Origin of the sequence: Microbulbifer zhoushanensis (assembly GCF_021729055.1) — a bacterium.
In the GTDB taxonomy this organism is placed as follows: domain Bacteria; phylum Pseudomonadota; class Gammaproteobacteria; order Pseudomonadales; family Cellvibrionaceae; genus Microbulbifer; species Microbulbifer zhoushanensis.
Genome location: NZ_JAJSAO010000001.1, coordinates 634,063 through 659,335, shown reverse-complemented (window position 1 = coordinate 659,335; position 25,273 = coordinate 634,063). Strand labels below are relative to the sequence as shown.

The window sequence follows — 25,273 nt, the reverse complement described above, 5'->3', positions numbered from 1 at the left end:
GGCTCTCTTTTTCTGCTCAGGCGCTGGCGTTACTGGCGGCTGGCGCTGCTGGCATCGCGAATTGCGCGGAATTCGTTGCCCTCATACCAGTTCGGCCAGTCGCGGCTATTGGCCAGCTCCAGGCCAAGTTCCAGGCCCAGTCGCAGGTCCATGGCAGCACCTTTGAGGTTCCACTCGGGATCGTACTCGTCGCCGGGCTTGTGGTAGGCGTGGGCAGTATATTCCTCACCCTTCTCCTGTGCCCACTCGCGACCGTGCTCGAAGCTGTCGGTACCGGAGTCAAAGTACAGCATGGGTACGCCTTTCTTGGCCAGGCTGAAGTGATCCGAGCGATAGAAGTAGCCGCGCTCCGGGTGGTCTTCCGGTGCCAGGTAGCGGCCCTGTTGTTCCGCCGCTTTCTCCAGCTGCTGTTCCAGCTCGCTGTTGCCGTAGCCCACGACAATCACATCACGCATCGGCCCCAGTACGCCCATGGCATCGAAGTTGATACCGGCTACGGTCTGCTCAAGCGGTACTACCGGGTTGGCTGCGTAGTACTTGGAACCCAGCAGGCCGGACTCCTCTGCGGTTACTGCTACGAAGAGCATGGAGCGCTCCGGCTTTGCCTGTTGCTCGGAGAGCTGGCGCGCCATTGCCAGCAGGCCGGCGGTGCCGGTGGCGTTGTCGACCGCACCGTTGAAGATATGGTCTTCACCGGCAGCGTTCTTGTTCACGCCCAGGTGATCCCAGTGTGCGGTATAGATTACCGCCTCATCCGGGTACTTGCTGCCCGGCAGCTTGGCCACGACGTTGCGGGAGTCAGAGGTGCGCAGCTCGTTTTCCAGTTTGACGCTGGCGTTCAGGTTCAGGGCCTTGGGCTTGAAGTCCCGGGTCTTGGCCACTGCCATTTCCTCGGCCAGGTCGAGGCCGGCGGCCTGGAAAACGTCCTGCGCCGCGTCGCCGGTCATCCAGGCTTCCACCGCCACGCGATCGCGGTTTTTGTCTTCTGCAGCCAGGCTGATCTGGGCGCCCGACCAGCTGCCACTGACTACTTCCCAGGGGTATCCGGCAGCGCCAGTCTCGTGAATGATGATCGCGCCATCGGCGCCCTGGCGGGCCGCCTCTTCAAACTTGTAGCTCCAGCGGCCGTAGTAGGTCATGGCGTTGCCGTTGAAGAGGGCCTCATCCTGGGTGGCGTAGCCCGGGTCATTGACCAGGATCACGGCGGTTTTGCCGGTCATGTCGAGCCCGGCGTAGTCGTTCCAGTCGTTTTCCGGGGCGACGATGCCGTAGCCCACAAACACCAGCTCACTATTCTCGAGCGCGGCACTGTCAGTCTGGCGCTGGGTAAAGGCCACCATGTCGGACAGGGGCTGCAGTGACTTGCTGAAATCATTGCCTTCGATGGTCAGCGGGGTGGTGTCGATCTGCATTTCCACCACCGGTACCTGCTGGAACCAGCTGGGCTGGCCTTCCGCATCGACGGCGCCCGGCTCCAGGCCGGCTGCGGCAAACTGCTCGGCGAGGTAATTCACTGTGAGTTCTTCGCCCTCGGTGGCAGGTGCGCGGCCCTGGAACTTGTCGGAGGACAGTACCGAGACGTGCTTGTGCAGGTCCGCTGCGATCGCGTCCACCTGTGCCAGGCCGGCTTCGCTGAGCGAGGGTGTGGACGCACTGGCCTGCTCGACCTTTTTCGGGGTGGCGGCATCGGGTGCGGCCGCCTGTTCGCTGGCCGGGGTATCCTTGCCGCACGCGGCCAGGGCGGTGGTCACAGCCACGGCGAGGCCCAGGCGGTGCCAGGGGGTTGGTTTGTGCATGGTTGTTTCCTGTGAGTCTTATTCTGGACGGTTTAAATTAACAAAATAAGCGGCGCCAGCCGAGAGATTCTGTGCTGAAAAAGGCGGCATCCGCAGGGATTTTTGTTCCATCACGCCCTCCGGCGGGAGCCGCTTCCGTTGATACCGGTCGCGGCTGCCCGGGGAGGGCGGTCGGAGGAGGGGGCGTGACTCAGGCAGACCTGATGGTCTTGAGAGTCTCGCGGATCGGGAACAGGATATCGCGGGCCAGTTGCTGGCAGCGGGCCGGGGACCAGCCCTCGATCGGGTCGGGGAGGTTGTCGTTGTCCTTGAACGGCATTTCCAGGGTCAGTGCCAGGGTGCGGAACTGGTGCCCGCACCAGTTGGTGCCCACGGTCATGTTGGCCTTACCCGGCTTGTCCAGGTCGTAACCCCGCTCGGTCTGGAAGTCGGGGCTGGCGGCCACGAAGGCGCGCTTGAATGTCTCTTCCAGCTGCGCATGCCGCTCGTCATAGCCAGGGACGCCCTCACAGGCGGCGACAAAGTTGAAGGGCAGGGCCTCGTCCCCGTGAATGTCGAGGAAGATATCACCTCCAACCTCGAGCATCTTCTCCCGCACCAGGAACACTTCCGGGCTGCGCTCCATGCTCGGGTCCTGCCACTCGCGATTCAGGTTGGCGCCGGCCGCATTGGTTCGCAGGTGGCCACGTACACTGCCATCCGGGTTCATGTTGGGCACCACGTGGAAAACAGTGTCCTCCAGCAGTGAGCGTGCCGAGGGGTTGGCGTCGTCCAGCAATGCCTCCAGGAAGCCCTCGACAAACCACTCCGCCATGGTTTCGCCGGGGTGCTGGCGCGCGATCATCCATACCCGGTTTTTGGCATTGTCCGCATCACCGATGGTAAGCAGGGACATGTCGCGCCCGTCCAGGGTTTGACCCAGGGTCTCCAGCGTCACCTGGTCGTGGCACTGGGCCCAGGCCAGCAGGTCCAGGTGGCGCTCCCAGGAGAAGGGGGCGAAGTAAGCCAGGTAGATCGCCGGTCGGTCCAGCTCCACGGTGAAATCGAGGGTGTTGCCGTCGTATTCCGCGGGAATCCGGAACCAGTCCTGCCGGTCGTAGGAAGCGCATACGCGGTAGTTTTCCCAGCCTTCGGGATAGGCGGCCTTGCCGGCATTCACGATGCGGAAAGGCAGAGACTCGCCCACCTTGCCCTCCAGGCGAAAGTGGAACCATTGATAGAAATCGGAGTTGTTGTCGCGACGGATCGCCAGTTCAACCGGCCGGCTGTCGCTGTTGATGACTTCGATATTGCCGCTGTCGAAAGCGCTGCTGATATGCATGGATATTGAGCTCCAATCCTGATGTGCGCGGCAAGGATAACAGGGCGGGCGTCGATTTATTACCGAGGAGGGGAGAAGTTGTTTTGCCGGCGCGCGAGGGGCGTACCGGGCGAGTAAAATAAAAGGGCACGACCTCAGTTCGAGACCGTGCCCCTGCCATCCCTGGCGGCACCTGAGCGACTACTGCTCCCTTCAAATTCCCGGTGGTGGTCGGGACGACCGCTGACTGTCCCGGCTTGCCACTAGCGCGCGATCCCGCACATCAGAAATTTTGTACTGCTCCCTTACATTCCGCGTCAGGTGCTGTCTAAAGTTTAGGCAGTGCGGGGGTGCGGGGGGCGTCCTCTGTACACATTGGCGTCAGATTGGTTAACTTGTGACCATTTTGTTTAGTCATAGTTCAATTCCGGGTCTTTCCAGAACTTGGTTCCCTTCAGGGTGGCCTGCAGGGCGATACCACTCTCGGTGAGCTGGTAGACACGCATGCCATCGACCACGACCTCGCGGCTCACTGCGGCGCCTTTATCCTGGGCCTTGGCGGCGGCATCGGCGTGGCCGCCAAAAGACCAGCCGCTCTCCACAAAGCGCTGCATCACCTCCGGGGAGTCGAAGACAAACAGGGCACGGAAGTCTTTGACGCCAAAGCCCAGCCCGACACCCACCTCGCCCATCTTCATGTAGGTCCGCTGGCGATTGCGATTATCGACGGCCACCCCGTAACCGGTCGAGGCGCTCGCCAGCAGCAGGTTGACGTTGACGTTGCTGAAGACTGCGTAGCCCGGCGCAGCCGCCACTTCACCGCGCAGGTCCGGCTGCAGCCGGTAAAGCTCGGTCAGTACCTCACGCTCGGTGCGATCGATATGTTGCCGGCGGTCATCCCGTGTCTGGCCGGGCGCGGTGCAGGCAGAGGTGAGCAGGGCACTTATGACCAGGGTGCCGAGGGCGAGTCTACGCAACATGGCTGATTCCTCATTTTTATTGTGTTGGTCCATTTAAGCAGAGCGGCTGGCGGGGCTCGAGCAGTTAATGGCCGCTTTGCGACATGTCGCACACAGGTGGTAGAGTGCGCCACTTCCGGCGGCTGTCCCAATTGGGTAAGCTATGCGGCCGACTTTCTGACTCTGACAAATACGAGAGAGAGACCATGAATAGAACTGCCAAGCGCGGTATCGCCGCCAGCTGCCTGCTGGTAATGATGATGAACCTGACCGCCTGCGGTTACTTCCTGTACCCCGAGCGCAAGGGCCAGAGCGGTGGCCGGGTTGATCCCACCGTGGTGATCCTGGACGGTGCAGCCCTGTTGTTCGGTATTCTGCCGGGCGTGGTGGCCTTCGCCGTGGATTTCGCCACCGGCGCCATTTACCTGCCCGCAGGCAGCAGCTCAGCGGTGGATCGTCACGTGAGCGCAGCCGACGTCGAAGGCGCGGAAAAAGTTGTGGACCAGCAGGGCCAGGTCTGGCTGAAGATGCCGGTCAACAAGGTATCCGCCGATGCCGACAACCTCGAGCAGCTGGGCGCAACCCTGTCTTCCGCGACCGGTCAGCAGGTGGCGGTCAAGGATATCGTCTGGGTAGAGGATCTCGCCGCACTGCGGGCCGCCCGGGCTGAGTGCACTGCCGCACTCTGAGGTGATGGGGCCGCGCCGGCCCCTGCCCCCGGCCCGGTTGTGCCAGTGCGGTACTTCCGGGTCATTCCCACAGCAGGATAAAAGCTGCGCCGCGACTGGTCCCGGCTCCTGCGATCGCTACGCCCATCTGGGCGATCGGCTTCTCCCTTTCATCCCGTTCTCCCGCCAGCTGCTCAACAGGTTCTGTTGCCGGCCCGGCCTGTAATCCCCGTTGGATGACCGTCCAGGCCGGGCCCTGCCGGGTATGGCTTGTCCGCGTTCGGCGCGACTGTGGGATGCCGGCAGGCGCTTGGTGCCCCGGGTTACTGGCGTCCGGGGGGTGGGCCCCGGGATGGAAGTTATTCGCGGGCCGGTGACCCTCTGCAATCCCTGCGTGGCTGCTGTTCAGGCCGGTTCCTGTTCCCGTTGGCCCGTCATGCGCCAGGCTTTTGGCGAGGCCCCGGTCCAGCGCCGGAATGCCTTGCCGAAGGCACTCTCATCGCAGTAGCCCAGGGCTGCGGCGATTTCCGAATTATTCCTTTTCCCCTCGGTCAACCAGCGGCGCGCGTAGTGGCTGCGCACCTCGTCCTGTATCGCCCTGAAGCTGGCGTCTTCCGCGGTCAGCTTGCGGCCCAGGTGGCGGGGACTCATGCACAGGCGGCTGGCTACCTGCTCCCGGGTGAGTTGCGGTTCCTGCTGCAGCAGGTGGGCCACGCGCAGGTGCAGGCTCTTGTTGTTCAGGGACTTGAGCAGCGCATCGGCCTCCGGCTTCAGGCGGTTCATCACCTGGTGATCGGCGGCTACCAGTCGGGTGCGGAGATCCTCTGGCCGCAGCCGGATGGCCGATACCGGGGCGCCGAAGTGAACGGGAGTCTGTAGCGCCGCCTGGTACTGGTGTTGGATGGCCAGTGAGGGGGCAGGGTAGGCCAGCTGCAGGCTGTGGGCGCGCAATTGTCCCCCGGTCATCTCGCGAATCTGGGTCAGGCACGCGGCCAGCACCGTCTCCACGCGCAATTGTGCGCAGCAGACGTAGTTGGGCAGGTAGCACAGGTCGACATGCTGTGCTCCCCGGCGCAACTCGAACTGTCCTCCCTCGCCGACCAGGGGGTGGTACTGCAACAGCTGGTCGACGGCTTCGCCCAGGTTTTCCTGGGTCATCAGCAGGTATCCCACCAGTCCCAGCTGGCTGGCCTGGATCGCCTGGCCCAGCCGGATCCCCAGCAGGGGGTCGGAGTGGCTGTCCGCAAGGCACTGCCAGAGTTGCTCCTGGCGCTCCATCGGGACCCGTTCCTGCTGGTCAATATCGGCCAGAATGTTCCTGGCATCGAAAGGCAGGGGCTTGCCCATGCTATTGAGGGCCGAGGCAAGCGCGCGTGAATAGTTTAATGTGACACTTCTTGAATCTCTGGGTAACATACTGCTTGTCCGTAAATCACCAGTTATGGCCCGATTATGACGAACACCCGAAGGGTTGTCACTGTATATTGCGGTGACGTGCCGGGAAGATGCCCGGAGCCAACTGAACAGAGGTGACAATAACAATGAAACCCTACGCGGTGATTGGCGCCGGCCCCATGGGGCTGTGCACAGTGCGCAACCTGCGCAAACAGGGAATTCCCTGTATCGGTTTTGAGATTCACTCCGATGTTGGCGGCCTGTGGGATATCGACAGCCCGACCAGCACCATGTACGAATCTGCACACCTGATCTCGTCGAAAAAAATGACCGAGTTCGCCGAGTTCCCGATGGACGAACGGGTAGCTGACTTCCCCCATCACAGTGAGCTGCGGGCGTACTTCCGGGCCTATGCGCGGGAGTTCGGGCTGTATGACTGTTACGAGTTCAACACGGAAGTGGTGCGCTGCGAGCGCGATGGGGACGACTGGCTGATTACCACCCGCTGTCACGGTGAGGAGCAGACCCGTGCCTTTGGCGGCCTGTTGATTGCCAACGGCACCCTGCATCACCCGAACATGCCGCAGCTCCCCGGGGAATTCGATGGCGAGCTGATTCACTCCTGTGATTATCGCGACCCGGCCGTGTTTGATGGCAAACGGGTACTGCTGGTGGGCTGTGGCAACAGTGGTGCGGATATCGCTGTGGATGCGGCGCACCGGGCGCGCACTGTGGATATCAGCCTGCGCCGTGGTTACTACTTCCTGCCCAAGTTTATCGGCGGCAAACCCACTGATGCCGTGGGCGGCAAGATCCGCCTGCCGCGCTTCGTACAGCAGCGCATCAGTGCAGCCCTGGCCCGCCTGATGCTGGGTCGGCCGAGCCAGTACGGGTTGCCGGAACCGGACTACAAGATGTTTGAGTCCCACCCGGTCATCAACTCCCTCATACTGCACCATATCGGCCACGGCGACGTGCACCCGCGGGGGGATATTGCCAGTATCAAAGGCAACACCGTCACCTTTGCCGATGGCCACAGTGCCGAGTACGACATGATCGTGCTGGCAACGGGTTACAAGCTGCATTACCCGTTTATCGATCGCGAGCACCTCAACTGGCAGGGCATGGCGCCAAGCCTGTACCTGAACGCGTTCCACCCGGAGTACGACAACCTGTTCCTGATGGGAATGGTGGAAGCGGCCGGGCTTGGCTGGGAGGGGCGCAACGAACAGGCGGAGCTGGTCGCGCTCTACATCCGCCAGCTTGCGGACGGCGCCCGATCCGCCGCTGATTTCCAGGCCATCAAGCGCCAGCGGGCGACTGCCCGTGCTGATGGCGGCATGAAGTACCTGCAGCTGGAGCGCATGGCCTATTACGTGCACAAGGATACTTACCTCAAGGCGCTGCGCACGCACCGCCGCCAGCTGCAGCGCGACCTGCCGGCGCCGGTGGCTGCCGGTGGCCAGCGGAGCGTGGGGGCAGTCTAGTGGAAGGTACCCTGCAGGTAGCGGAAAGCTTCCAGATGTCGCCCGGTGCTTTGCTCGCCCTGAATACAGTGCTGGCGTTCATGATGTTCGGGGTGTCACTGGGATTGCGACCGGCAGATTTTGTCGCCGTGTTGCGTCGTCCGGTGGCACCGGTGACCGGGCTGGTCGCCCAATTCCTGCTGCTACCTGCTATTACCTGTCTGGCGACCTGGTGGTTTGAGGTCAGCCCCGGACTGGCGCTGGGGATGATCCTGGTGTCGTGCTGTCCCGGCGGCACCTTCTCCAATGTAATGACCTGGATCGGGCGGGCCAGTGTGGCAACTTCAGTCAGCATGACCGCTGTGTCCAGCCTGGCTGCGGTGGTAATGACGCCACTCAATTTCGCCCTCTATGGCGGGCTCAATCCCGCCACCCGCGGGCTGCTGGAGGAGATCGCACTGCCGGCCGGCAGTATGGTGTTACTGGTGGTCCTGGTGCTGGCATTGCCGATGTTGCTGGGAATGCTGGTCGGGGCGCGTTTCCCCGGTTTTGCGGTTCGCAGTGAGCGGTTTTTTCGCAGCACGTCGCTGCTGGTGTTCCTGCTGTTTGTGGTGGTGTCTTTCAGCAAGCACTGGGAAACCGCGATGCAGGTGGCCGGCGCGGTATTGCTGCTGGTGGTGGCCCACAACGCGCTTGCATTCCTGCTGGGCAATGTCAGTGGCCGGGTGATGCGGCTGCCGGTTGCCGAGCGGCGGGCGGTGACCATGGAGGTGGGAATCCAGAATTCCGGCCTCGCCCTGGCCGTGCTCTTCACCTTCTACCCCGGCGCTGGCGAGATGCTGGTGGTCGCCGGGTTCTGGGGTGTCTGGCACCTGGTCGGCGGCCTGGCCCTGGCGGGCTACTGGAACTTTTCCGGACGCGGTGCGAACTGGCTGCGCCCCTCAACCGAAGAGACAAGAAAAGCTTTATGACGCGCAAAAAAGTACTGGTAACGGGTGCCTCGGGATATATCGGCAAGCAGCTGGGGGAGCGGCTGGCCGGGGAAATGCCGGTGGTTGGGGTGGATATTCACCCCCGCCCGGCAACCTTCCCGATTTTCAAGTTGGATATCTGTGACGCCGCACTGGGCGAACTGATGCGCGCCGAGGCAGTAACCCACGTGGTTCACCTGGCCTCGGTGATGGCAGCGGGGCGCGACCGTGCCGCCGAATACCGGATTGATGTCGAGGGGACCGAAAATGTGCTGCGGGCCTGCCTGACCGCGGGCGTGGAGCATGTAACCGTGACCAGCAGCGGGGCGGCGTACGGCTATCATCCTGACAACCCGGAGTGGCTGGAGGAGCGTCACCCCCTGCGGGGTAATCCGGAGTTTGGCTACTCTGACAACAAGCGGCTGGTGGAGGAGATGCTGGCGGCCTACCGTGAGCAGTATCCGCAACTGAAGCAGCTGGTGTTCCGCCCCTGCTCCGTGATCGGGGCAACGACCAAAAGCAAGATTGCCGAGCTCTTTTCCGGTAGCGCGATCCTCGATCCGGGCGGGCACAACTCCCCGTTTGTCTTTATCTGGGACCAGGACGTGGTGCGGGCGATCGAGTTCGGGGTGGATCGCAATGCTTCCGGTATTTTCAATCTTGCCGGGGACGGTGCGCTGACGCCGCGGGAGATTGCCGCGCGCCTGGACAAGCCACTGCGCACACCGCCGGTATGGCTGGTCAAGATGTTGCTGGGAACCGGCTATACGCTGCACCTGACCGACAAGCAGCCAGAGCAGGTGAAGTTCCTGCAGTACCGACCGGTATTGTGTAATCGACGCCTGAAAGAAGAGCTGGGATTCATTCCGCAGAAGACCTCGGCCGAAGCGTTCGACTTCTTCGCCCGTGAGGCGCTCAAGTTGGAGCCGGTGCGGCAGCCGGTTGGGGATTCGGCATGAGTTCGGTGGCGGAAGGGCGGGTATTGGTTGTCACCGGCGCTGCCGGGGGGCTGGGGTGGGCCCTGGTGGAGGCCCTGGCGGGTGACCGGGATACGGAATTTGCGCTGGTGGACCTGGCCGGCAGCGCACTCGAGGACCGTGTGGCGGAATTGCAGCAACGTGGTATCCGGGCCCGGGCCTGGACCGCTGACCTCTCCAGTGAGCAGGAAGTGGCAGGCCTGGTAGCGCGGCTGAAATCGGCTTACGAGCGTGTAGATTTACTGGTTAACAATGCCGGGATTACCCATCGCAGCCTGGCCTGCCAGACCGACAACGCGGTTATCCGCAGGGTTATGGCGGTGGATTACCATGCGCCGGTGGAGCTGGCCCAGGGCCTGCTTCATGAGCTGCGTCGCGCGGGCGGTTGCGTGGTGAATATCAGCTCCATGGCTGGCTGGATGCCGGTGCTGGGGCGTGCCGGTTACTGTGCGGCCAAGAGTGCCCTGCACCAGTATTTCGAGACCTTCCGGGAAGAGGTGCGCGAGGAGGGAATCTCCGTACTGATGGTTTACCCCAGTTTCGTCGCCACCAATATTGACCGCAATGCGCTGTCCGGCGATGGCGGTAAGGCCCAGCACAAGCAAAGCACTGTCGGGGCGGTGAGAAGCGCCGACTGGATGGCAGCAAGAATTGTCACGGCATATCGCAGAGGGGAGGAGCGCCTGTTCCCCCGGGATATGACATTGCTCGGGGCTTATCTCTATCGCCTGGCGCCTCGCCTGTTTATGAGGCAAATGGTGAAGAACTTTCGCTCGGAGCTCGAGGCGGGCAAGGCGGTACCGTCGGGGACGCCGTGAGACCGCCGGGCGCCGGCCAGCAGGCCGGCCCCCGGGCAGGGGGCATCAGATGGCCCAGGTGAGGTAAACGGGCTCAATGCCACCATTCTGCCCCACCTCAATGCGGGCCCCCTGGGGGCGATCACCATTGCGGGCCTCGATGGTGTAAGTGCCGGCAGGCAGGTCCACCAGCAGCTGCGGGCCCGCGGTTTGTGTGTCCAGTACCGTGCGCCCACTTGAATCCCTGATTTCCACGCGGGCGCTGCCCAGGTAGTGCCCGGAATTGGCGCTAAGGTGGATCCGGGCATCGAACTCCTCATCCAGGGTGTTGCCCAGTGCATCCAGGGCCTGTCGTTCCTGTTTACCGATTCCGCCGGACACATAGCGAACCCCGTCCTCCTGTAGGACCTCCGGCGTCCTGGCGTCGACCTGCATGGAGATGGTTGCCAGCCCGGCCAGCACTGGAATCATAAATCGCATGCTGCGCATTGATTACCTCCGTCTGTCAGTCTGGAAATAGTGGTTATTGTTCGGGAGCGGCGTCCCTGTGCGTGAATCAGTTGTCGTCAGGCCGCTGTGCGGATATCGATGACGGTGCCCTGGTCCCGCGGCTCTGCCTTGCGCGGGAAGGCAATGGTAAGCACACCGTTGCGGCACTGGGCATCCACGCCATCCCGGTCGGTGTCCTCCGGTAGCGACAGCACACGCTGGAAAGCGCCGTAACTGCGTTCCAGCCGGTAAAAACTGGTGTCGTCGCTCTTTCTATGCTCGCGGCGTTTCTCCCCGCGAATCGTCAGGGTGTTGTCGGCGAGGCGGACTTCGATATCTTTTTCATCGATGCCTGGCACCTCGACCGAGATCAGGTACCTGTCTTCGGTTGCCGCAATGTCCACATTGGGTTTTAGCAACAGGCTCTCGACCGGCCCCGCACCGGCCTCGTCGGGGTTCGAGGACCGGTGGAACAGTTCCTCGAACATGCGGTCCAGCCGGTCCTGCAGGCGTGCAACCGTCGGGAACTCCAGGGCGGGCCTGCCGGCCTGGGCTAAGTGGGCGGATTCAGAGGCTTCCTCGTCCCTGAACCAGTTCCATGGTGCGAGCTTCTTCATATCCATGACTACCTCCACTGAATTGCAGAAATTGTCATTGTCGCGGCCTGGCGGAAGATCACGCCGACCGCCGCCGTCACTACTCAACCTGAGGCGAGTCTGGGGCTTTTCAAGGGCCGTTCTGGAAGGAAAAGTTGACTTTGGCGCCCGCCGGCATCCTGTTATTCAAATGCCATTGGTATCACGCTGGCTGCCAACAGCAGGCCCATGGCGATATTGAAGCGGCGCAGGTGATCGCTGTTTGACAGCAGGCGCTGCATGCCCACCCCGAACAGCAGCCAGGTGACGATGCAGGGGCCGCCGATGAGGATAAAAGCCAATGCCACCCTGCTGGCGTCGAGCCACGCTTCGCCACCGGGGATTGAGAAGGCCGCCAGCGCGCCCACTGCCATTACCCAGCCCTTGGGATTGACCCACTGGAATGCTGCTGCCTGCAGGAATGTGAATGGGGGACGCTGGTCGGCACTGCTCACCTCGCGGGTGGTGCCAATAGCCCAGGCCAGGTACAGCAGGTAGGCGATGCCCGCCCAGCGGATCAGCTGGTGCAGGAAAGGGAACTCCGTAAACAGCGTGCCCAGGCCGAGTCCGATGGCCATGATCATTGCCGGGAAGCCCAGGCAGATACCCAGGAAGTGTGGCAATGAGCGCGCGACACCGTGGTTGAGGCCCGAGGTCATGATCATCAGGTTGTTGGGGCCCGGTGTGATGCTGGTGGTAAAGACAAACAGGGCCAATGGCAAAAGGGCTTCGAGCAAGGGGGGTCTCCGGCTTGGTGGCAGCACATTGTAACGGCAGCGGGCCCGTCAGTCTGCCCGTTATGCAGCCCGGCAACGGGGCTGTCCGCTGCGTGTTAAAATTGCCCGGTAACCCGATGGATTGACAGGCGCTCCGTGGAACTGATTGACAGCCATTGCCATTTCGATTTTGACGATTTCGCGCTCGACCGGTCCGAGGTCTGGCAGCGATGCTGCCAGCTTGGCCTCAAGGGGATGGTCATTCCCGGGGTCAGCATCGCGCAGTGGCGCACCCTGTTCGAACTGCTGCAGCGCCGGCCCGAGTGGCATGGTGCCGTGGGTGTGCACCCCTGGTGGGTGAAAGAGCTGGCGACGGATCACCCGGGGCCGGGTGAGGAATTGCAGGAGTGGCTGCTGGGCCAGCTGCTCCACTGGGGGCGCAACAGCCGCTGTGTGGCGATCGGGGAGTGCGGACTGGACAGGGCCATCGATACCCCGCTGGCGTTGCAGCGCGACATCTTCCGGGTGCATTTGCGAGCAGCGTGTGAGCTGCAGCTGCCGCTGATCATCCATGTGCATCGTTACCATGCCGATGTGCTCGCGCTGTTAAAGGAGTACCGCCCATTGCGGGGGGGAGTGATCCATGCGTTCAGCGGCAGTGAAGAAATCGCGCGAGAATACTGGAAGCTGGGTTTTTACCTGGGCATCGGCGGCACAATCACCTACCCCCGTGCGGCCAAGACCCGCAGGGCAGTAGCCGCAGTGCCCCTGGAAGCCCTGCTCCTGGAAAGCGATGCACCGGATATGCCCCTGTCCGGGCGCCAGGGCCAACGCAACAGTCCCGAGTTCCTGCCCGACATTGCCGCCGAACTGGCAAGCCTGCGTGCAGTCCCCGTAGAAGAAGTGGCGGTACAGGCACTTCGCAATACCAGGCAATTATTTTCCCTATGAGCCAGCCAACGTTTTCGCCGGAGCATTTCCGCAGCCAGTTCCCGCTGTTCGCACAGCCGGAGAATCTCGACCTGGTCTATCTCGATAATGCTGCCACCACGCAGAAACCGGACGTGGTAATCGAGGCCCTGGGCGACTTCTACCGGCACAGTAATGCCAATACCCATCGCTCCAGTCACCGGCTGGCCCGCCGGGCAACCGAGATGGTTGAGCGGGTGCGGGCGCAGGCTGCAGGCTTTTTCAATGCGGCGTCGCCGCGGGAAGTGGTTTTCTGTCGTGGCGCCACCGAGGCCCTGAACCTGCTGGCCTACAGTCTTTGCCAGGACCTGCAGCGCGGTGACGAGATAGTGCTGTCCACTATCGAGCATCACGCCAACATCGTGCCGTGGCAAATGGCTGCCGAGCGCCATGGGCTGAACCTGCGCTATGTGCCGCACACCGCCGGAGTGCCCCAGTTTGACCGGCTGCACGAAGTACTGGGGCCGCGCACCCGCATCGTCTCGCTCAGTGGTGGCTCCAATGCCCTGGGCCTGCGGCCGGACTTTACCCGCATTCGCCAACAAGTGAGGGAATATGACCTGCGCTGGGTGGTGGATGCCGCGCAGCTCGCAGCCCACGAGCCGCTCGACGTGCAGGCGATCGGCTGCGATTTCCTGGTCTGTTCCGCGCACAAGTTTTACGGTCCCACCGGAATCGGCCTGATATACGGGCGCGAGCAATGGCTGGCCGCAATGCCCCCCTGGCAGGGCGGTGGGGAGATGATTACCGGGGTGGGCCTGTATCACAGTGATTACGCCGGTTTGCCGCACCGATTTGAGGCGGGTACTTCGTCCCTCGCCGGGATCGCCGCCCTGGGCGCAACGCTTGAGTTTCTCGGGCAGCAGGACCGCCCGGGCATGGCCGCGCACGAACAGGCGTTGCTGGCGCGCTTGCACGAGGGGATCGCCGCGCTGCCCGGCCTGCGCCTGCTGAGCCAGCCGCAGCACAACCTGGGAGTGACGGCATTCGCACCGGAAACCGGCGAGGCCACCGACCTGATGCACTGGCTGGACGGGCGGGATATCGCTGTGCGCGTCGGCACCCACTGTGCCCAGCCTCTGCTGCGGGCGGCGGGCAGCGGGCCTACAGTGCGGGCCTCGGTGGCCGCCTACAATACGTTTGCGGAGATCGAGGCACTGCTGCTGGCGGTCGCGGACTACCTGCAGCTGGACCAGTCGCTGGTGAGTGTGGAAGGGGCCGGTTCCCGGTGGAGCGCCGACGAGCTGGGTGCCCTGCAACTGGAGCGGCTCGCGGCACAGCGCTCGTGGCAGGATCGCTACCGTGAACTGCTGCGTTGGGGCAAGTCGATCTCTGGTAAGCCTGAGATCCGCCGGCCGGAAAACCTGGTGCGGGGCTGTGAGGCGGATGCGTGGCTGGTCCACCGGGAGGAGGCTGGCCGGCACTATTTTGCCTTTGACAGCGACAGCCGTGTGGTCAAGGGCCTGGCAGCCCTGCTATTGTCACAGGTAAATGGTCGCGAGGCCGGGGAGATTCTCGGCCGGGACCTGTCCGGCCTGTTTACCGAGCTGGGCCTGGCCAGGCACATGAGTGAATCGCGCAGCAACGGCTTTCACGCGCTGCTGCAGCGGATTCACGCACAGGTCAGCGGCTGAGCTTCTTCTGCAGCAGGCGCTCGATAGCGCGCGAGGCGGCGACGAAGCCAAAAGTGCCGGTTACCATGGTGGCAGCACCAAAGCCGCCGCTGCAATCGAGTTTCACCCCGTCCTGCATGGCACTCTTGCGGGCGCACACCTGGCCATCGGGTTGCGGGTAGACCATCTGCTCCGGGGAATAAATGGCATCCACGCCGAACACCCGTTTGCGCGATTTCTGGAAGTTGTGGAATCGGTACAGGTGCTGGCGCACCTTGGCCAGCATCGGGTCGTTTACTGTGCGTCCCAAATCGTCCCATTCGATTCGGCGCGGATCCAGTTTGCCACCGGCGGAACCCACGGTCACCAGACGCAGCTTGCGCGCTTTGCAGTAGGCGATGAGTGCTGCCTTCACCCGCGCCGAGTCGATTGCGTCAATCACCACGTCGACAGGCCGGGCGTCCGGGTCAATCAGCTCTGCCAGGTTGTCCTGGGCAATGAAATCTTCTTCTTCATGCACGTGGATTTCCGGGTTGACCTGGCGCAGGCGCTCGGCCAGTACTGCCACCTTCTGCTGGCCGATGGTGTCTTGCAGGGCGTGGCTCTGGCGATTGGTATTGGTGATGCAAACGTCGTCGAGGTCGATCAGCGTAATTGTGCCCACCCCTGAGCGGGCCAGGGCCTCTGCGGTCCAGCTGCCGACGCCGCCAACACCAATCACAATGCAGTGGGCACTGTGCAGCACGGGCAATGCCGCGTCCCCGTAAAGTCGTGCGATCCCGCCAAATCTCTGCAGGTACTGCTCACTCAGTTTCATTCGTCGATCGTTTCCAGAAAACGGTGTTGCTCCGCTGCGGCTGGTAGCCGGCAGTCATCCCGGCGCCCGAACAGCCGGTAGCGATTGCGCGCGATGATATCGTATACCGCGTCCCGGAGCACAAGTGGCAAAGCGCGGAGTAAACGCAGGTGCCGCGCTGCGCCCGGTAGCTCACCCAGCACCCGCAGGGCGGCCTCGCTCTTGAAGTGGGGCCGGTGCTGGCCGTTGGCCCGCTCCAGGTAAACCACGGATTCGTAGTCATCCAGTGGTAGGCCCAGCCCCTCAAGTAGCTTCTGGCCGGCCGGGGACTGGGCGCGGCAAAAGGTGAATAACCCTGTGCGGTCCCGCTCCAGCACAAAGTGCACCCAGCCATTACACAGGTTGCAGAGGCTGTCAAAAAGGATGATGCGATCGGGCAGGCTGGTCGCCATAGAGGTGCTGGCCATCGGTAGTGTCAGGGTCAGCTGGCAATGGTAGTCGGAGGGGAAATAAAAACGAAGGCAGGCAGTTCGGCGGCCCGGGGGCCGCCGCGAAAAGGATCAGTGCACGTGGCCGTGATCGATCTCTTCCGGAGTGGCTTCGCGTACGGAAACCACTTCAACCTCGAAGTGCAGCTCCACACCGGCGAGCGGGTGGTTGCCATTGATGGTGACGTTGTCGCCGTCGATTTCGATGATTTCGACTTCGATCGGCTGGCCCTCGGTGCTCTGGGCGCGGAACGCCATGCCCACTTCCAGCTTGTCGACACCGCCAAATGCGCTGCGCGGCAGGGTCTGGATCAGCTGCGGGTTCTGCGGGCCGTAGGCCTCTTCGGGCGGGATCACGGCAGTGAATTTGTCGCCGGCAGCCTTGTCCAGCATCTCTTTTTCCAGTCCGGGGATGATGTTGCCCACGCCCTGCAGGAACTTGAGCGGCTCGCGGCCCTCGGAGGAGTCGATAACGGTGCCGTCGGCGTCTTTCAGGGTGTAGTGCATCTCCACTACGGAGTGGTTGGCAATCTTCATGAAAAGTCTCTGAGAAAGGTGGGTGAATGAAGTAGCGCTTACCGCATGCGGAAGCCATGCAAAAAGGAGAGATAAGGCTTTGAAGGGCGTATTGTATTGACCGCCCGGGCCGGTCGCAACCATAGCCTGCCCGGGGGAAGGTCGGGGGAGGGTCAGCAGGCCAGGGACAAGTGGGCGTCGCAGTGGTCGTAGAGGCCCTCGGCTGCCTCCACCAGGTCGCTGCTGACGGAATGCGGGATGCCGAGTTCCACCAGCCGCGGCTGCAGGTATTCCAGCAGTGCCTCGAACAGTGGCCCGTTGAGCCCGCGAGCGAGAAAGCGGGCGCGGCTCGACCGAACGGGCTCGGGACTGCCGGCTAGGGCATTGCTGATAAACTGGGCCTGGCGCGCCTGCTGCTTGCAATGATCACGGGCGTCATCGGTGGACAGGTGGCGGCCGAGTGCCTGGTAGAATTCCGTGACGGTGCGATGGAGTACAGCGGTGCCTCCAATCTGGTCCAGCAGATTGCTCATTGGTTCCCCCCGGTATGGAAGTCGTGGAATAGCTGTTGTGGTTGTCCCGCGGGTACCCGTCCCCAGGGTGATGCCTGCCCGGCGGAACCAATTTATGCGGCGAGACTACGCGAACGCCCCGGAGCTGCCAACGGCCTGCCTCGAGATTGTCATCTTGTTCTTCGGGTTTTCCGCGCCGGCACCGGGATGACAAAATTGTGCAAGGAGCCAGGCGCCGAACTGGCAAGTCAGAACCACCTGGCCCCGCATCTAGCGAGAGGGGCAGTAAACAAGCTGCGTAATCCCATAAGGCTGGTAGACTGTCAGGCCTGACTGATAGGGCGGTTCCATTCGCATACCATTGCGGTGGTGCGTGTATTCATAAAGTGGCAAGGGGAGTTTTATGGCGAGTATTTTTACCCAGATTATCAATGGCGACCTGCCGGGACATTTCATCTGGCGCGATGAGCGGGCGGTAGCCATTATGACCATCAGCCCGATCAAGCCCGGCCATTGCCTGGTCATCCCGGTCGAGGAGATCAATCACTGGGATGATGTGCCCGAGGATCTGTCCGCGCACCTGATGCACGTGGCCCAGCGAGTGGCCAAGGGCCTCAAGTCGGTGTACCAGCCCCGCCGGGTGGGGGTGATGGTGGCGGGCCTGGAGGTTCCCCACACCCATATCCACCTGGTTCCGGTTGAGGCCCTGGACGACTTTGACTTCTCCAAGCAACGGCCAGCCGAGGCTGGGGAACTGGCAGCGGAAGCTAAGAAGGTGCGCAGTGCATTGACCGAGCTGGGCTTCGCCGAAGCCGCGATAGACTCCTGAGTCACTTGTTCGCGTGAAAAATCTCGCCAGCGCTGCATCCACAACCCGTGTTTGCTGCGTCATAAGTGGGTAACAGGGGACAACTGAGTATCTGTGAGGATCAAATGGCCGCAAAATCTTTCCTGAAACGCCCGCTGGGGGGCCTGGCGCTGGTAATGCTGCTGGCCGTCTCGCTGGCTTCCCATGCTGAGGACGTGAGTAAACAGTTCCCGCTGGACGGGTTTACCCGCATTGAGCTCAAGGGCAACTCCCAGCTGGAAGTGGTCCAGGGGGACACTTTCGAGGTGATCGCCACCGGGTCGAAGGAAGTCGTCGAGCTGGCCGTGGCCGAAGTGCGGGGCGATACCCTGGAACTGTCGGTCCGGGACAAGCACCGCCGCTTCTTCGGTGTGGTCACGGTCAGTGACAGTGAGGGGGTCGATTACCGGGTGGTGCTGCCACGACTCGAGTCGCTGGAAGTAACCGGGTCGGGCGATGCCCGGGCGGAACTGCTGGAGAGCGAGACCCTCGACCTGGAGGTGACCGGATCCGGCTCGCTCAGGGTCAACAAGGTGGCGGCTGAATCCCTGCAGGCCGCGGTTACCGGCTCCGGCGACCTGACCCTGGGTACGGTCCTCGCAGTAGAGGCCAGGGCGTCCATCAAGGGCTCCGGCGATATCCGCCTGGACAGTGTTATCGGCGACTCTTTTGGCGCCGAGATCAAGGGCTCCGGCGATATGGTAGTGGGCGGCAAGGTCGCTTCGTTCTCCGTCAGCATCATGGGCTCTGGCGATTTCCTGGGGCGCAACCTTCAGTCCGATTCTGCAGAGGGCGCCGTTATGGGTTCCGGTGACGTGGTGCTGCGCCGACCGGCGAAGGAGTCCTTCTCGGTAATGGGATCCGGGGATATTGCCCTGGTGGACTGATCCCGTCGGGTGTCACCGCCCAGACAAGCGCACAGTAGCCCTGTGCGCTTTTTTTGTATCCGGGGCCGGCAAAACGATGGATTGTTGCAGCATGACGGCAGGCCGATCTCATGCGGCGACGCAGGTTTTTCCATGACCTGTTATCCTTGCCGGGTCAGCAGTTTCTCCGGGGCGCTGGTGCCGCGGAGACAGCGAGGGAGCTCGGTCGTAGCATGAGTGAAGTGGAGCCAGGAAAAGGCAGAAAGCTGCGTGATAAAGTCCGCCGCTGGGGGAAGAAGGCCGGGGAGAAGTCCCAGTGGGCTGCTGAGCGGCTGCTGGACCGCCGTCTCTGCCTGGGCGTTACGGGGCTCAGTGGCGCCGGCAAGTCCACCCTCCTGACCAGCCTGATTTACCAGCTGAGCCATCCCCAGCGGGCCCAGTTGCCGGGCTTTGCGCCTGCGCTCAACGGTGACCTGCTGGGCGCAGAGATCCTTCCCGCGGTGGATTCCGGGCTCCCGGTGTTTGATTACCGCCATTGCCTCGATGCGCTGCTGTCACAGCCGCCACGCTGGCCCGAGAGCACTCGCGAGGTTTCCGCGATGGAGCTGCATGTGCACCTGCGCCACCGGCGCCGCCTGCGCAGCGAAACCACACGCACGCTGGTGATAGAGTTGCGCGATTACCCGGGCGAGTGGCTGATGGACCTGCCCCTGTTGGGTATGTCCTACCAGGATTGGTGCCGTCACCAGGCCCACCTGATTGGTACTGACTCCCGTGCGGGGCTGGCGCCGCGCCTGATGTCACAGTTGGCAGCGCTGGATCCCCGCGACCGCGCCGATCCCGCCCGCGTTGCGGACCTCTGGCGGGACTACCGGCAGTTCCTGCTGGAGTGCCGAAGTGAACGCCGCCTCAGTTACCTGCAGCCAGGTCGCTCCCTGACCGATGAGCTGTCCCACAATGTGTTGCCAATGCTCGATCTCCGCGGCCACCCGCCGGAGAGCCTGTCATCGCTGCCGGATGACAGTAACTTCAAAACCCTGGAGCGGTATTACAGTCAGTACGTGGAAGAGCAGGTGCAGCCGTTTGTCGAGCAGCAGTTTCGGCACCTGGATCGCCAGCTGGTCTTGGTGGATATGATAGGTACCCTGTATGCGGGTGAGCAGGCCCTTGACGACATGCGCCTCGCGTTCGGGCATATCGCCGATACTTTCCGCTATGGCAGTACAGGCCTGCTGCGCAAGTTATGGCGGCCGCGGGTGGATCGCCTGGTTTTTGCCGCCACCAAGGTGGACCAGGTACTGGCCGCTGACCATGACGCCCTGCGCCAGTTGCTGGGGCAGCAACTGCAGCAGGCTTTCTCCGGGGCCCGGCACCAGGGCCTGCCCCTTTTCTGTGAAGCGATTGCCGCGGTGCGTTGCTCCAATGAGAGCCAGCGCAATGGCCGCCGTATGCTTGTCGGGCATGACCTTCAGGGGCGGCACCTGGGGTTTGAGAATGCAGAGATCCTTGCCCGCCTTCCCGAGGAGGTAAACGACTGGGAACACTATGCCGGAGCCGCACCGCCGCAACTGCGGCCACCGACTGGAATGGCCTCCGGCGGCACTATTCCGCATATTCGCCTCGATGCATTATTGAACCTGTTGCTGGGAGACCGACTGTAATGAACGGTGAGCAGGACAAGACCCGCCGCAAGACCCGTATTGAGCCTGTGGACGAGCCCGAGCCGCGGACGAGTTCGCGGTCCTCAACCCGGGTTGAGGATATCAGCGATGCAGATGATGAGCTGCCGCGCTCGATTACCACCGGTGAATCACTCCCGGACAGGATTTCTTTTTCCGAGTTGAGGGTGCCTTTTTTCCGGTTGCGCTTCTGGAAGCCGGCACTGGCTGCGGGGCTGGCCCTTGCCGCAGCGGCAGTTGCCTGGGAGCTGCACCAGTTATTTGGCTGGGCGATGGAGCGCCACTGGACCCTGGGGGTGCTGGCCGGCGTCATTATCGTATCGCTGGCGGCGACGATTGTTGCTTCCGTATGGGAGTTCTTCCGTGCCGGGAGGCCCCTGCGCCGCCTGCAGGAGACCCAGGAGCTGGCAGCGGAGCTGCGCGATTGCCGCAGTAACGAGGATGCGGAAAAATTCCGTGGCCAGCTCCAGCAGCATTTCGGCGGCAAGCCTCAGGGCGTGCTGCTGGCCAGGGTGCTGGACGAGGCGCCGGACTACTATGACAGCAGTGAGTTGCTGCAGCACCTGGAGGTCACTTTCCTTCAGGCGCTGGACCAGGAGGCCCTGCGGAGGATCGTCCGCCACGCCACCAGTACCGGCGCCCTGGTGGGGTTGAGTCCGTTTGCCACCCTCGATGTATTGGTGGCCCTGCGACAGTCGCTGCGAATGATCGACGATGTGGCACAGATCTACGGAGTGCGGCCCTCCATGGTCATCCGCTGGCGACTGTTCAAAAAGGTGCTGGCACTGGTGGCCTATAGCGGCGCCAGCGAGTACGCGGTAAGCGAACTGTGGCCGGAGCTGGTTGGCGACAGCATGCTCAGCAGCGTCTCTGCGCGCCTGGGGCAGGGGATGGGGGCGAGCCTCTTTATGGGCAGGATCGGACTTGCGACCTTGCAGGCCTGCCGCCCCGTCCCGTTTTCCGACAAGCAGCGGCCGCGCCTAGGCGCACTGACACGCCGTATTGCCGCCAGCCTCAAAGAGCGTGTATTGGGGGCCGGTGCGTCGGGCGCCAATGATCTGCAGCGTCAGCTGGGAGAGGCTGAACTGCGCGCGCGGGACAACCTGAAAAGATGAGCGGGAAGAACAGGAGCCAAGGGAATGCCAAGTAGACTGCGCAATGGAGCGGCTGCCTGGGCGCTGGCATTTGCCTCAGCTGCCCCGACCGCCGCGGTGCTGCACAGCGAAAGTGACGAATTTGTTATTCGCCATGAAGTCGAACTGGGCGTATCGAGTGATGTGGTTTTCGCCGGGCTTGCGGCATTGCCGAAGTGGTGGAGCGGTGATCACAGTTATTCCGGGGATGCGGGCAACTTCTCCTTTGACCTGGCCGCTGGCGGTTGCTTCTGCGAGCGCTGGGGTGGGGCTTCGGCCGAGCACCTGCGGGTGATCTATGCCGTACCGGAGCGCGAGGTGCGGTTGCGGGGGGAGCTGGGCCCGCTGCAGACCATGCCGGTGAGCGGCCTTATGCGTTGGCGCATAGTGCCCCGGGGCAGTGGCGCCACGCTGACCTGGGAGTACCGGGTCTGGGGTGCGGCAAGCGCCCAGCTGGACCGTGTTGCCGCTCCCGTGGACCAGGTGCTGGGTCAGCAGCTCTCGGCACTGGCGGCGTACCTCGGCGAGGAGCCCGGCCATCGCGCAGATGGCCGGTAACCTGGAGGGTGCAGTCGCTTACTGGAATTGCTTCTTCATCAGGAAGCGAGTGTGGTGTTCATCGACGTATTCTGCGAGTTGCTCGTAACGTTCCTTGATAAAGGGCGTAGGATTGTTCACGCCATTTTCGTCGGAGTATTCGACCCCATCACGCACGAGCTGCAGCTCCCGGGCGAGTGCATCGATTGCGCTGAGGATGTTGTTGGTGAGCGCGCGGTTGTAGAAGGCACTGCCGTTGGCGGTATCCTGCAGGTAGGCGTCGCACTCAGAGATCCAGCTGGACCGTTGCTTGAGAAAGTGGATGGTATTGCGAATGCCACCGCGATACTTTGGGTCGAAGTGGTCATTGACATACTTGCCCAGGCTGCGCATACCCGAGTCAACAAATTGTTGCACCAGGCCATCGCAGTATTGTGGCGTGAGGTAAGAGGGGTGCTCCTTGGCACTCGCTGCACTGGTAAACAGTAGCAGGCAGAGAAACCAGAAAACCCGCAGTGGTCTTGAGGATAAAGCGTCCATTTTGTCTGCCTATAGTTTGTTCTAGTCGTTAACAGGCTTCTTTTTGTGATAAACATCTCATAAGTATCGAATAGCGAGGCTAAAGTCAACGGCTATTAAGAAACAAAAGTCAATTTGGTTCGTTTTGGCGTTGAGTGGTAATCCCGGTAGCCTTGCGGTTTGTGGACGTACTGGGTGGGCCGCGCGTCCAGGCTCAGGAGTAACAGGAGTTTATTTTGTCGGAATATGATTTTGATCTTTTTGTCATCGGCGCCGGATCGGGTGGTGTGCGAGCCTCCCGGATGGCGGCTACGGCAGGTATGCGGGTGGCGGTGGCAGAGGATCGCTACATGGGTGGAACCTGTGTGAATGTTGGCTGTGTGCCGAAGAAGCTGTTCGTCTACGCCAGCGCCTTCAGCGAGGATTTTGAGGATTCGGTTGGCTTCGGCTGGCAACCCGGGAAGCCCTCATTCGACTGGGCCACGCTGCGGGATAACAATGCGGCGGAAATTGGCCGCCTGAATGGTATCTACCGCAACCTGCTGGCGAACTCCGGTGTGCAGACCTTTGATGCCCGTGCACGGTTGACCGGGCCACACACGGTGGCGGTGGGCGACCAGGAGTTCAGTGCGGAACGCATCCTGGTGGCAACCGGCAGCTGGCCCTTCGTGCCGGAGATTCCGGGTCGGGAATACGCCATCACCTCGAATGAGATCTTCTCCCTGCAGTCATTTCCCCAGCGCATCCTGGTGGTTGGCGGTGGTTATATTGCGGTGGAGTTTGCCGGTATTTTTGCCGGGCTGGGTGCGGAGACGCATCTCTCTTACCGTCGCGAGCTGTTCCTGCGGGGCTTTGATCGCGAGATTCGCGAGTTTGCCCGCGGTGAGATTGGCAAGAAAGGTGTTCGCCTGCATTTTAATCACCAGGTCACGTCTATCGAAAAACAGGACGATGGCAGCCTGCTGGTGCACTCCGGTGACGGTGCGCCGCTGAATGTGGATGCGGTGCTCTTTGCTACCGGCCGCCGGCCGAATACCGCGGAACTGGGGCTCGGTGAACTGGGAGTGGTCATGCACCGCGATGGCACGATTTCCGTGGATGATAATTTTTGCACCAATGTGCGCTCGGTATATGCCCTTGGAGACGTGACTGGAGAGCCCCAGTTGACTCCGGTAGCCCTGGCCGAGGCAATGGCCCTGGTGAAACACTTCCAGACTGGTGAAACGGCAGAGATCGATTACAACAATATCCCCACGGCGGTTTTTTGCCAGCCGAATATCGGTACGGTGGGCCTGTCGGAAGAGGAAGCCCGTGACTCCGGTCTGCAGGTAACCATATTCAAGTCGGAGTTCAGACCCATGCGTCACACGGTCAGTGGCCGGGATGAGAGAACCCTGATGAAGTTGGTTGTGGATTCGAGCACCGACCGGGTTCTGGGTGCCCACATGGTCGGCCCGGATGCGGGTGAGATCATCCAGGGCATTGCGGTGGCCCTGAAGGCCGGGGCTACCAAGGCGACCTTCGACCAGACCATCGGTATTCATCCCACCGCAGCAGAGGAGTTTGTCACCATGCGGACGCCGTCTACCTGATCCAGTGCACTCCCTGCCGGCTGGATAGCGAGGTCTGGCGGGGAGGAAACCTGAAGGGGAATGGGAAAGCTGAACTGCCTATTCTGCCCGGTGCTGTGCACCTGCAGCTGGAGTCATTGAGGCGGGGAAAGGGTAGGCCGGGTTCCCGAAGGTCACTCGGCAAAGCAGGCTTATTGATCGGCTGACGCGGGTTTGGGTGTCGGGGCCGGCGATCCTGCCAGCCCCGGTTGGCAATGCCTGCCCGGAACTCGGGCAAGGGTGCGAAGGCGGTGACTAGCTCGTCACTTGCTAGCCTGCCACTCCCTGGTGCCGCTGGGCAATACGCCGGTTACTGCGCTCCTTCAGGCAGCGTTCGGCAGATTCGAAAGCGGTTTTGATTGCCCGATGTATGGATTCGCTTTCGTTGCTGATGGTCACGGGAGTACCGCTGACGGCCAGTTCGACCGAGGCGCGGTATTGCCGGCCTTTGTTCTTGTGTTGGTGGGGGGCTTCGAGCACGACACGACTCTGGATGATGTCGCCGCAATAACGTTCCAGTTTATGCAGTTTTTTCGATACCGTATCTGCGAGAGCAGGGGACTTGTCGATATCGCGGAACACGATGTTATCGTTCGGCGCAATTTTCATGGGCACTTACCTCCGGTTATAGGAAAACCATGCAGGCCGCTTGTGCGGTTTGCCGGATAAAAGGAAGGGCGCCCTTTTAGGGAGTAGCTGAGAGCTTCGGGACCGGAGGCCAACGGATTCGCAACGATTATTTTGCCGCCGTGCGGCTCAAGGTGTTTTACGTCCGGGCTCCAATCTCATCGAGATCAGCTTTTTGCTCCCTGTTACCCATAATGCTCCCGCCAAGAAAAAAATCAAGCGTTGCGACGGTAAAAATGTCACAAAAATGTGACCCGAAATGGTGCCCCCGGGCAGCGAAAAGTTCCGTCGCGAGGTGAGTGTTTAGTGACCGACTGCAAGCCGCCAGTCGTTGCAGTGCCGGCGGGCGCTGCGTAGAATGAGAGCCCAGTGCCCGGCGTGGGCGCTCGGCA

26 protein-coding genes are annotated in these 25,273 nt (G+C 62.2%); 13 read left to right on the top strand and 13 right to left on the bottom strand.

All coding sequences use genetic code 11. The features are described 5' to 3' along the window. Window positions 1-29: 29 nt before the first annotated feature. The 3 genes from LVD10_RS02860 to LVD10_RS02850 form a co-directional block, all read right to left on the bottom strand. Window positions 30-1,796, bottom strand: a complete 1,767-nt coding sequence (locus LVD10_RS02860) for a M28 family metallopeptidase (protein WP_237061748.1) — start codon at window positions 1,794-1,796, stop codon at window positions 30-32. A 190-nt stretch (window positions 1,797-1,986) separates the two neighbouring features. Beyond that, window positions 1,987-3,117: a M14 family metallopeptidase gene (locus LVD10_RS02855; protein ID WP_237061747.1), complete on the bottom strand. Its 1,131-nt coding sequence runs from the start codon at window positions 3,115-3,117 to the stop codon at window positions 1,987-1,989. A gap of 389 nt (window positions 3,118-3,506) precedes the next feature. Continuing rightward, window positions 3,507-4,076, bottom strand: coding sequence for a lipid-binding SYLF domain-containing protein (locus LVD10_RS02850; RefSeq protein WP_232942924.1), 570 nt, complete (start codon window positions 4,074-4,076; stop codon window positions 3,507-3,509). A gap of 185 nt (window positions 4,077-4,261) precedes the next feature. Between LVD10_RS02850 and LVD10_RS02845 the strand changes: the two genes are divergently transcribed. Beyond that, entirely contained in the window at window positions 4,262-4,744 is a 483-nt protein-coding gene (locus tag LVD10_RS02845; RefSeq protein ID WP_237061746.1) for a hypothetical protein, read from the top strand. Window positions 4,745-5,128: 384 nt separating this feature from the next. Here the strand turns inward: LVD10_RS02845 and LVD10_RS02840 are convergent, their stop codons facing one another. Beyond that, window positions 5,129-6,139, bottom strand: coding sequence for an AraC family transcriptional regulator (locus LVD10_RS02840; RefSeq protein WP_232942922.1), 1,011 nt, complete (start codon window positions 6,137-6,139; stop codon window positions 5,129-5,131). Window positions 6,140-6,264: 125 nt separating this feature from the next. On the opposite strand from LVD10_RS02840, the gene LVD10_RS02835 reads away from it, so the two are divergent. The 4 genes from LVD10_RS02835 to LVD10_RS02820 are packed head-to-tail and all read left to right on the top strand — an operon-like array spanning window position 6,265 to window position 10,350. After that, the gene (locus tag LVD10_RS02835; protein ID WP_237061744.1) at window positions 6,265-7,605 is read left to right on the top strand and encodes a flavin-containing monooxygenase; all 1,341 of its coding nucleotides are present in this window, start codon (window positions 6,265-6,267) and stop codon (window positions 7,603-7,605) included. After that, window positions 7,605-8,555: a bile acid:sodium symporter family protein gene (locus tag LVD10_RS02830; protein ID WP_232942920.1), complete on the top strand. Its 951-nt coding sequence runs from the start codon at window positions 7,605-7,607 to the stop codon at window positions 8,553-8,555. The genes LVD10_RS02835 and LVD10_RS02830 overlap by 1 nt, the downstream gene beginning before the upstream one ends. After that, on the top strand, window positions 8,552-9,514 hold the full coding sequence (locus LVD10_RS02825) for an SDR family oxidoreductase (RefSeq protein WP_232942919.1): 963 nt from the start codon (window positions 8,552-8,554) through the stop codon (window positions 9,512-9,514). The genes LVD10_RS02830 and LVD10_RS02825 overlap by 4 nt, the downstream gene beginning before the upstream one ends. After that, window positions 9,511-10,350 carry an SDR family NAD(P)-dependent oxidoreductase gene (locus tag LVD10_RS02820; RefSeq protein WP_237061742.1) on the top strand — a complete coding sequence of 280 codons (840 nt, stop codon included), beginning with the start codon at window positions 9,511-9,513 and terminating at the stop codon, window positions 10,348-10,350. The genes LVD10_RS02825 and LVD10_RS02820 overlap by 4 nt, the downstream gene beginning before the upstream one ends. 45 nt (window positions 10,351-10,395) lie before the next feature. Here the strand turns inward: LVD10_RS02820 and LVD10_RS02815 are convergent, their stop codons facing one another. The 3 genes from LVD10_RS02815 to LVD10_RS02805 form a co-directional block, all read right to left on the bottom strand. After that, window positions 10,396-10,818: a hypothetical protein gene (locus tag LVD10_RS02815; RefSeq protein WP_232942917.1), complete on the bottom strand. Its 423-nt coding sequence runs from the start codon at window positions 10,816-10,818 to the stop codon at window positions 10,396-10,398. A 77-nt stretch (window positions 10,819-10,895) separates the two neighbouring features. Further along, entirely contained in the window at window positions 10,896-11,441 is a 546-nt protein-coding gene (locus LVD10_RS02810; protein WP_237061740.1) for an Hsp20/alpha crystallin family protein, read from the bottom strand. A 155-nt stretch (window positions 11,442-11,596) separates the two neighbouring features. Beyond that, a complete protein-coding gene (locus LVD10_RS02805) occupies window positions 11,597-12,190 on the bottom strand; it encodes a LysE family translocator (protein WP_237061738.1) in 594 nt (197 codons plus the stop codon). A 135-nt stretch (window positions 12,191-12,325) separates the two neighbouring features. On the opposite strand from LVD10_RS02805, the gene LVD10_RS02800 reads away from it, so the two are divergent. Together LVD10_RS02800 and LVD10_RS02795 are read left to right on the top strand one after the other, a co-directional pair. Then, window positions 12,326-13,120: a TatD family hydrolase gene (locus LVD10_RS02800; protein WP_232942914.1), complete on the top strand. Its 795-nt coding sequence runs from the start codon at window positions 12,326-12,328 to the stop codon at window positions 13,118-13,120. Further along, the gene (locus LVD10_RS02795) at window positions 13,117-14,772 is read left to right on the top strand and encodes an aminotransferase class V-fold PLP-dependent enzyme (protein WP_232942913.1); all 1,656 of its coding nucleotides are present in this window, start codon (window positions 13,117-13,119) and stop codon (window positions 14,770-14,772) included. The genes LVD10_RS02800 and LVD10_RS02795 overlap by 4 nt, the downstream gene beginning before the upstream one ends. Here LVD10_RS02795 and tcdA read toward each other — a convergent pair. From tcdA to LVD10_RS02775, 4 genes are all read right to left on the bottom strand, one after another. Beyond that, window positions 14,762-15,568, bottom strand: coding sequence for a tRNA cyclic N6-threonylcarbamoyladenosine(37) synthase TcdA (tcdA, locus tag LVD10_RS02790; RefSeq protein ID WP_237061737.1), 807 nt, complete (start codon window positions 15,566-15,568; stop codon window positions 14,762-14,764). The two genes, LVD10_RS02795 and tcdA, sit on opposite strands and share 11 nt — an antisense overlap. Further along, complete coding sequence (locus LVD10_RS02785; protein WP_237061735.1) at window positions 15,565-16,014, bottom strand: thiol-disulfide oxidoreductase DCC family protein; 450 nt, start codon at window positions 16,012-16,014, stop codon at window positions 15,565-15,567. Before LVD10_RS02785 ends, tcdA begins: the two co-directional genes overlap by 4 nt. 93 nt (window positions 16,015-16,107) lie before the next feature. Further along, entirely contained in the window at window positions 16,108-16,572 is a 465-nt protein-coding gene (locus LVD10_RS02780; RefSeq protein ID WP_232942910.1) for an FKBP-type peptidyl-prolyl cis-trans isomerase, read from the bottom strand. 152 nt (window positions 16,573-16,724) lie between these two features. Further along, a complete protein-coding gene (locus LVD10_RS02775; protein ID WP_237061733.1) occupies window positions 16,725-17,084 on the bottom strand; it encodes a globin family protein in 360 nt (119 codons plus the stop codon). Window positions 17,085-17,466: 382 nt separating this feature from the next. Here LVD10_RS02775 and LVD10_RS02770 point away from each other — a divergent pair, with 382 nt between their 5' ends. From LVD10_RS02770 to LVD10_RS02750, 5 genes are all read left to right on the top strand, one after another. Then, the gene (locus tag LVD10_RS02770; RefSeq protein WP_232942908.1) at window positions 17,467-17,892 is read left to right on the top strand and encodes an HIT family protein; all 426 of its coding nucleotides are present in this window, start codon (window positions 17,467-17,469) and stop codon (window positions 17,890-17,892) included. Window positions 17,893-17,996: 104 nt separating this feature from the next. Further along, window positions 17,997-18,797, top strand: coding sequence for a GIN domain-containing protein (locus tag LVD10_RS02765; protein WP_237061731.1), 801 nt, complete (start codon window positions 17,997-17,999; stop codon window positions 18,795-18,797). Between the two features lie 212 nt (window positions 18,798-19,009). Continuing rightward, window positions 19,010-20,437 carry a YcjX family protein gene (locus LVD10_RS02760; protein WP_237061729.1) on the top strand — a complete coding sequence of 476 codons (1,428 nt, stop codon included), beginning with the start codon at window positions 19,010-19,012 and terminating at the stop codon, window positions 20,435-20,437. Next, window positions 20,437-21,570: a TIGR01620 family protein gene (locus tag LVD10_RS02755; RefSeq protein ID WP_232942905.1), complete on the top strand. Its 1,134-nt coding sequence runs from the start codon at window positions 20,437-20,439 to the stop codon at window positions 21,568-21,570. Before LVD10_RS02760 ends, LVD10_RS02755 begins: the two co-directional genes overlap by 1 nt. 24 nt (window positions 21,571-21,594) lie before the next feature. Next, window positions 21,595-22,146 (top strand): hypothetical protein, encoded by a 552-nt coding sequence (locus LVD10_RS02750; protein WP_232942904.1) that lies wholly within the window; start codon window positions 21,595-21,597, stop codon window positions 22,144-22,146. Window positions 22,147-22,164: 18 nt separating this feature from the next. On the opposite strand, the gene LVD10_RS02745 is transcribed toward LVD10_RS02750, so the two are convergent. Beyond that, a complete protein-coding gene (locus tag LVD10_RS02745; RefSeq protein WP_237061727.1) occupies window positions 22,165-22,665 on the bottom strand; it encodes a hypothetical protein in 501 nt (166 codons plus the stop codon). Window positions 22,666-22,880: 215 nt separating this feature from the next. Here LVD10_RS02745 and gorA point away from each other — a divergent pair, with 215 nt between their 5' ends. After that, window positions 22,881-24,236, top strand: a complete 1,356-nt coding sequence (gorA, locus tag LVD10_RS02740; RefSeq protein WP_232942902.1) for a glutathione-disulfide reductase — start codon at window positions 22,881-22,883, stop codon at window positions 24,234-24,236. A gap of 288 nt (window positions 24,237-24,524) precedes the next feature. Here the strand turns inward: gorA and hpf are convergent, their stop codons facing one another. Then, window positions 24,525-24,863, bottom strand: a complete 339-nt coding sequence (gene hpf, locus LVD10_RS02735; RefSeq protein WP_232942901.1) for a ribosome hibernation-promoting factor, HPF/YfiA family — start codon at window positions 24,861-24,863, stop codon at window positions 24,525-24,527. Window positions 24,864-25,273 lie beyond the last annotated feature (410 nt).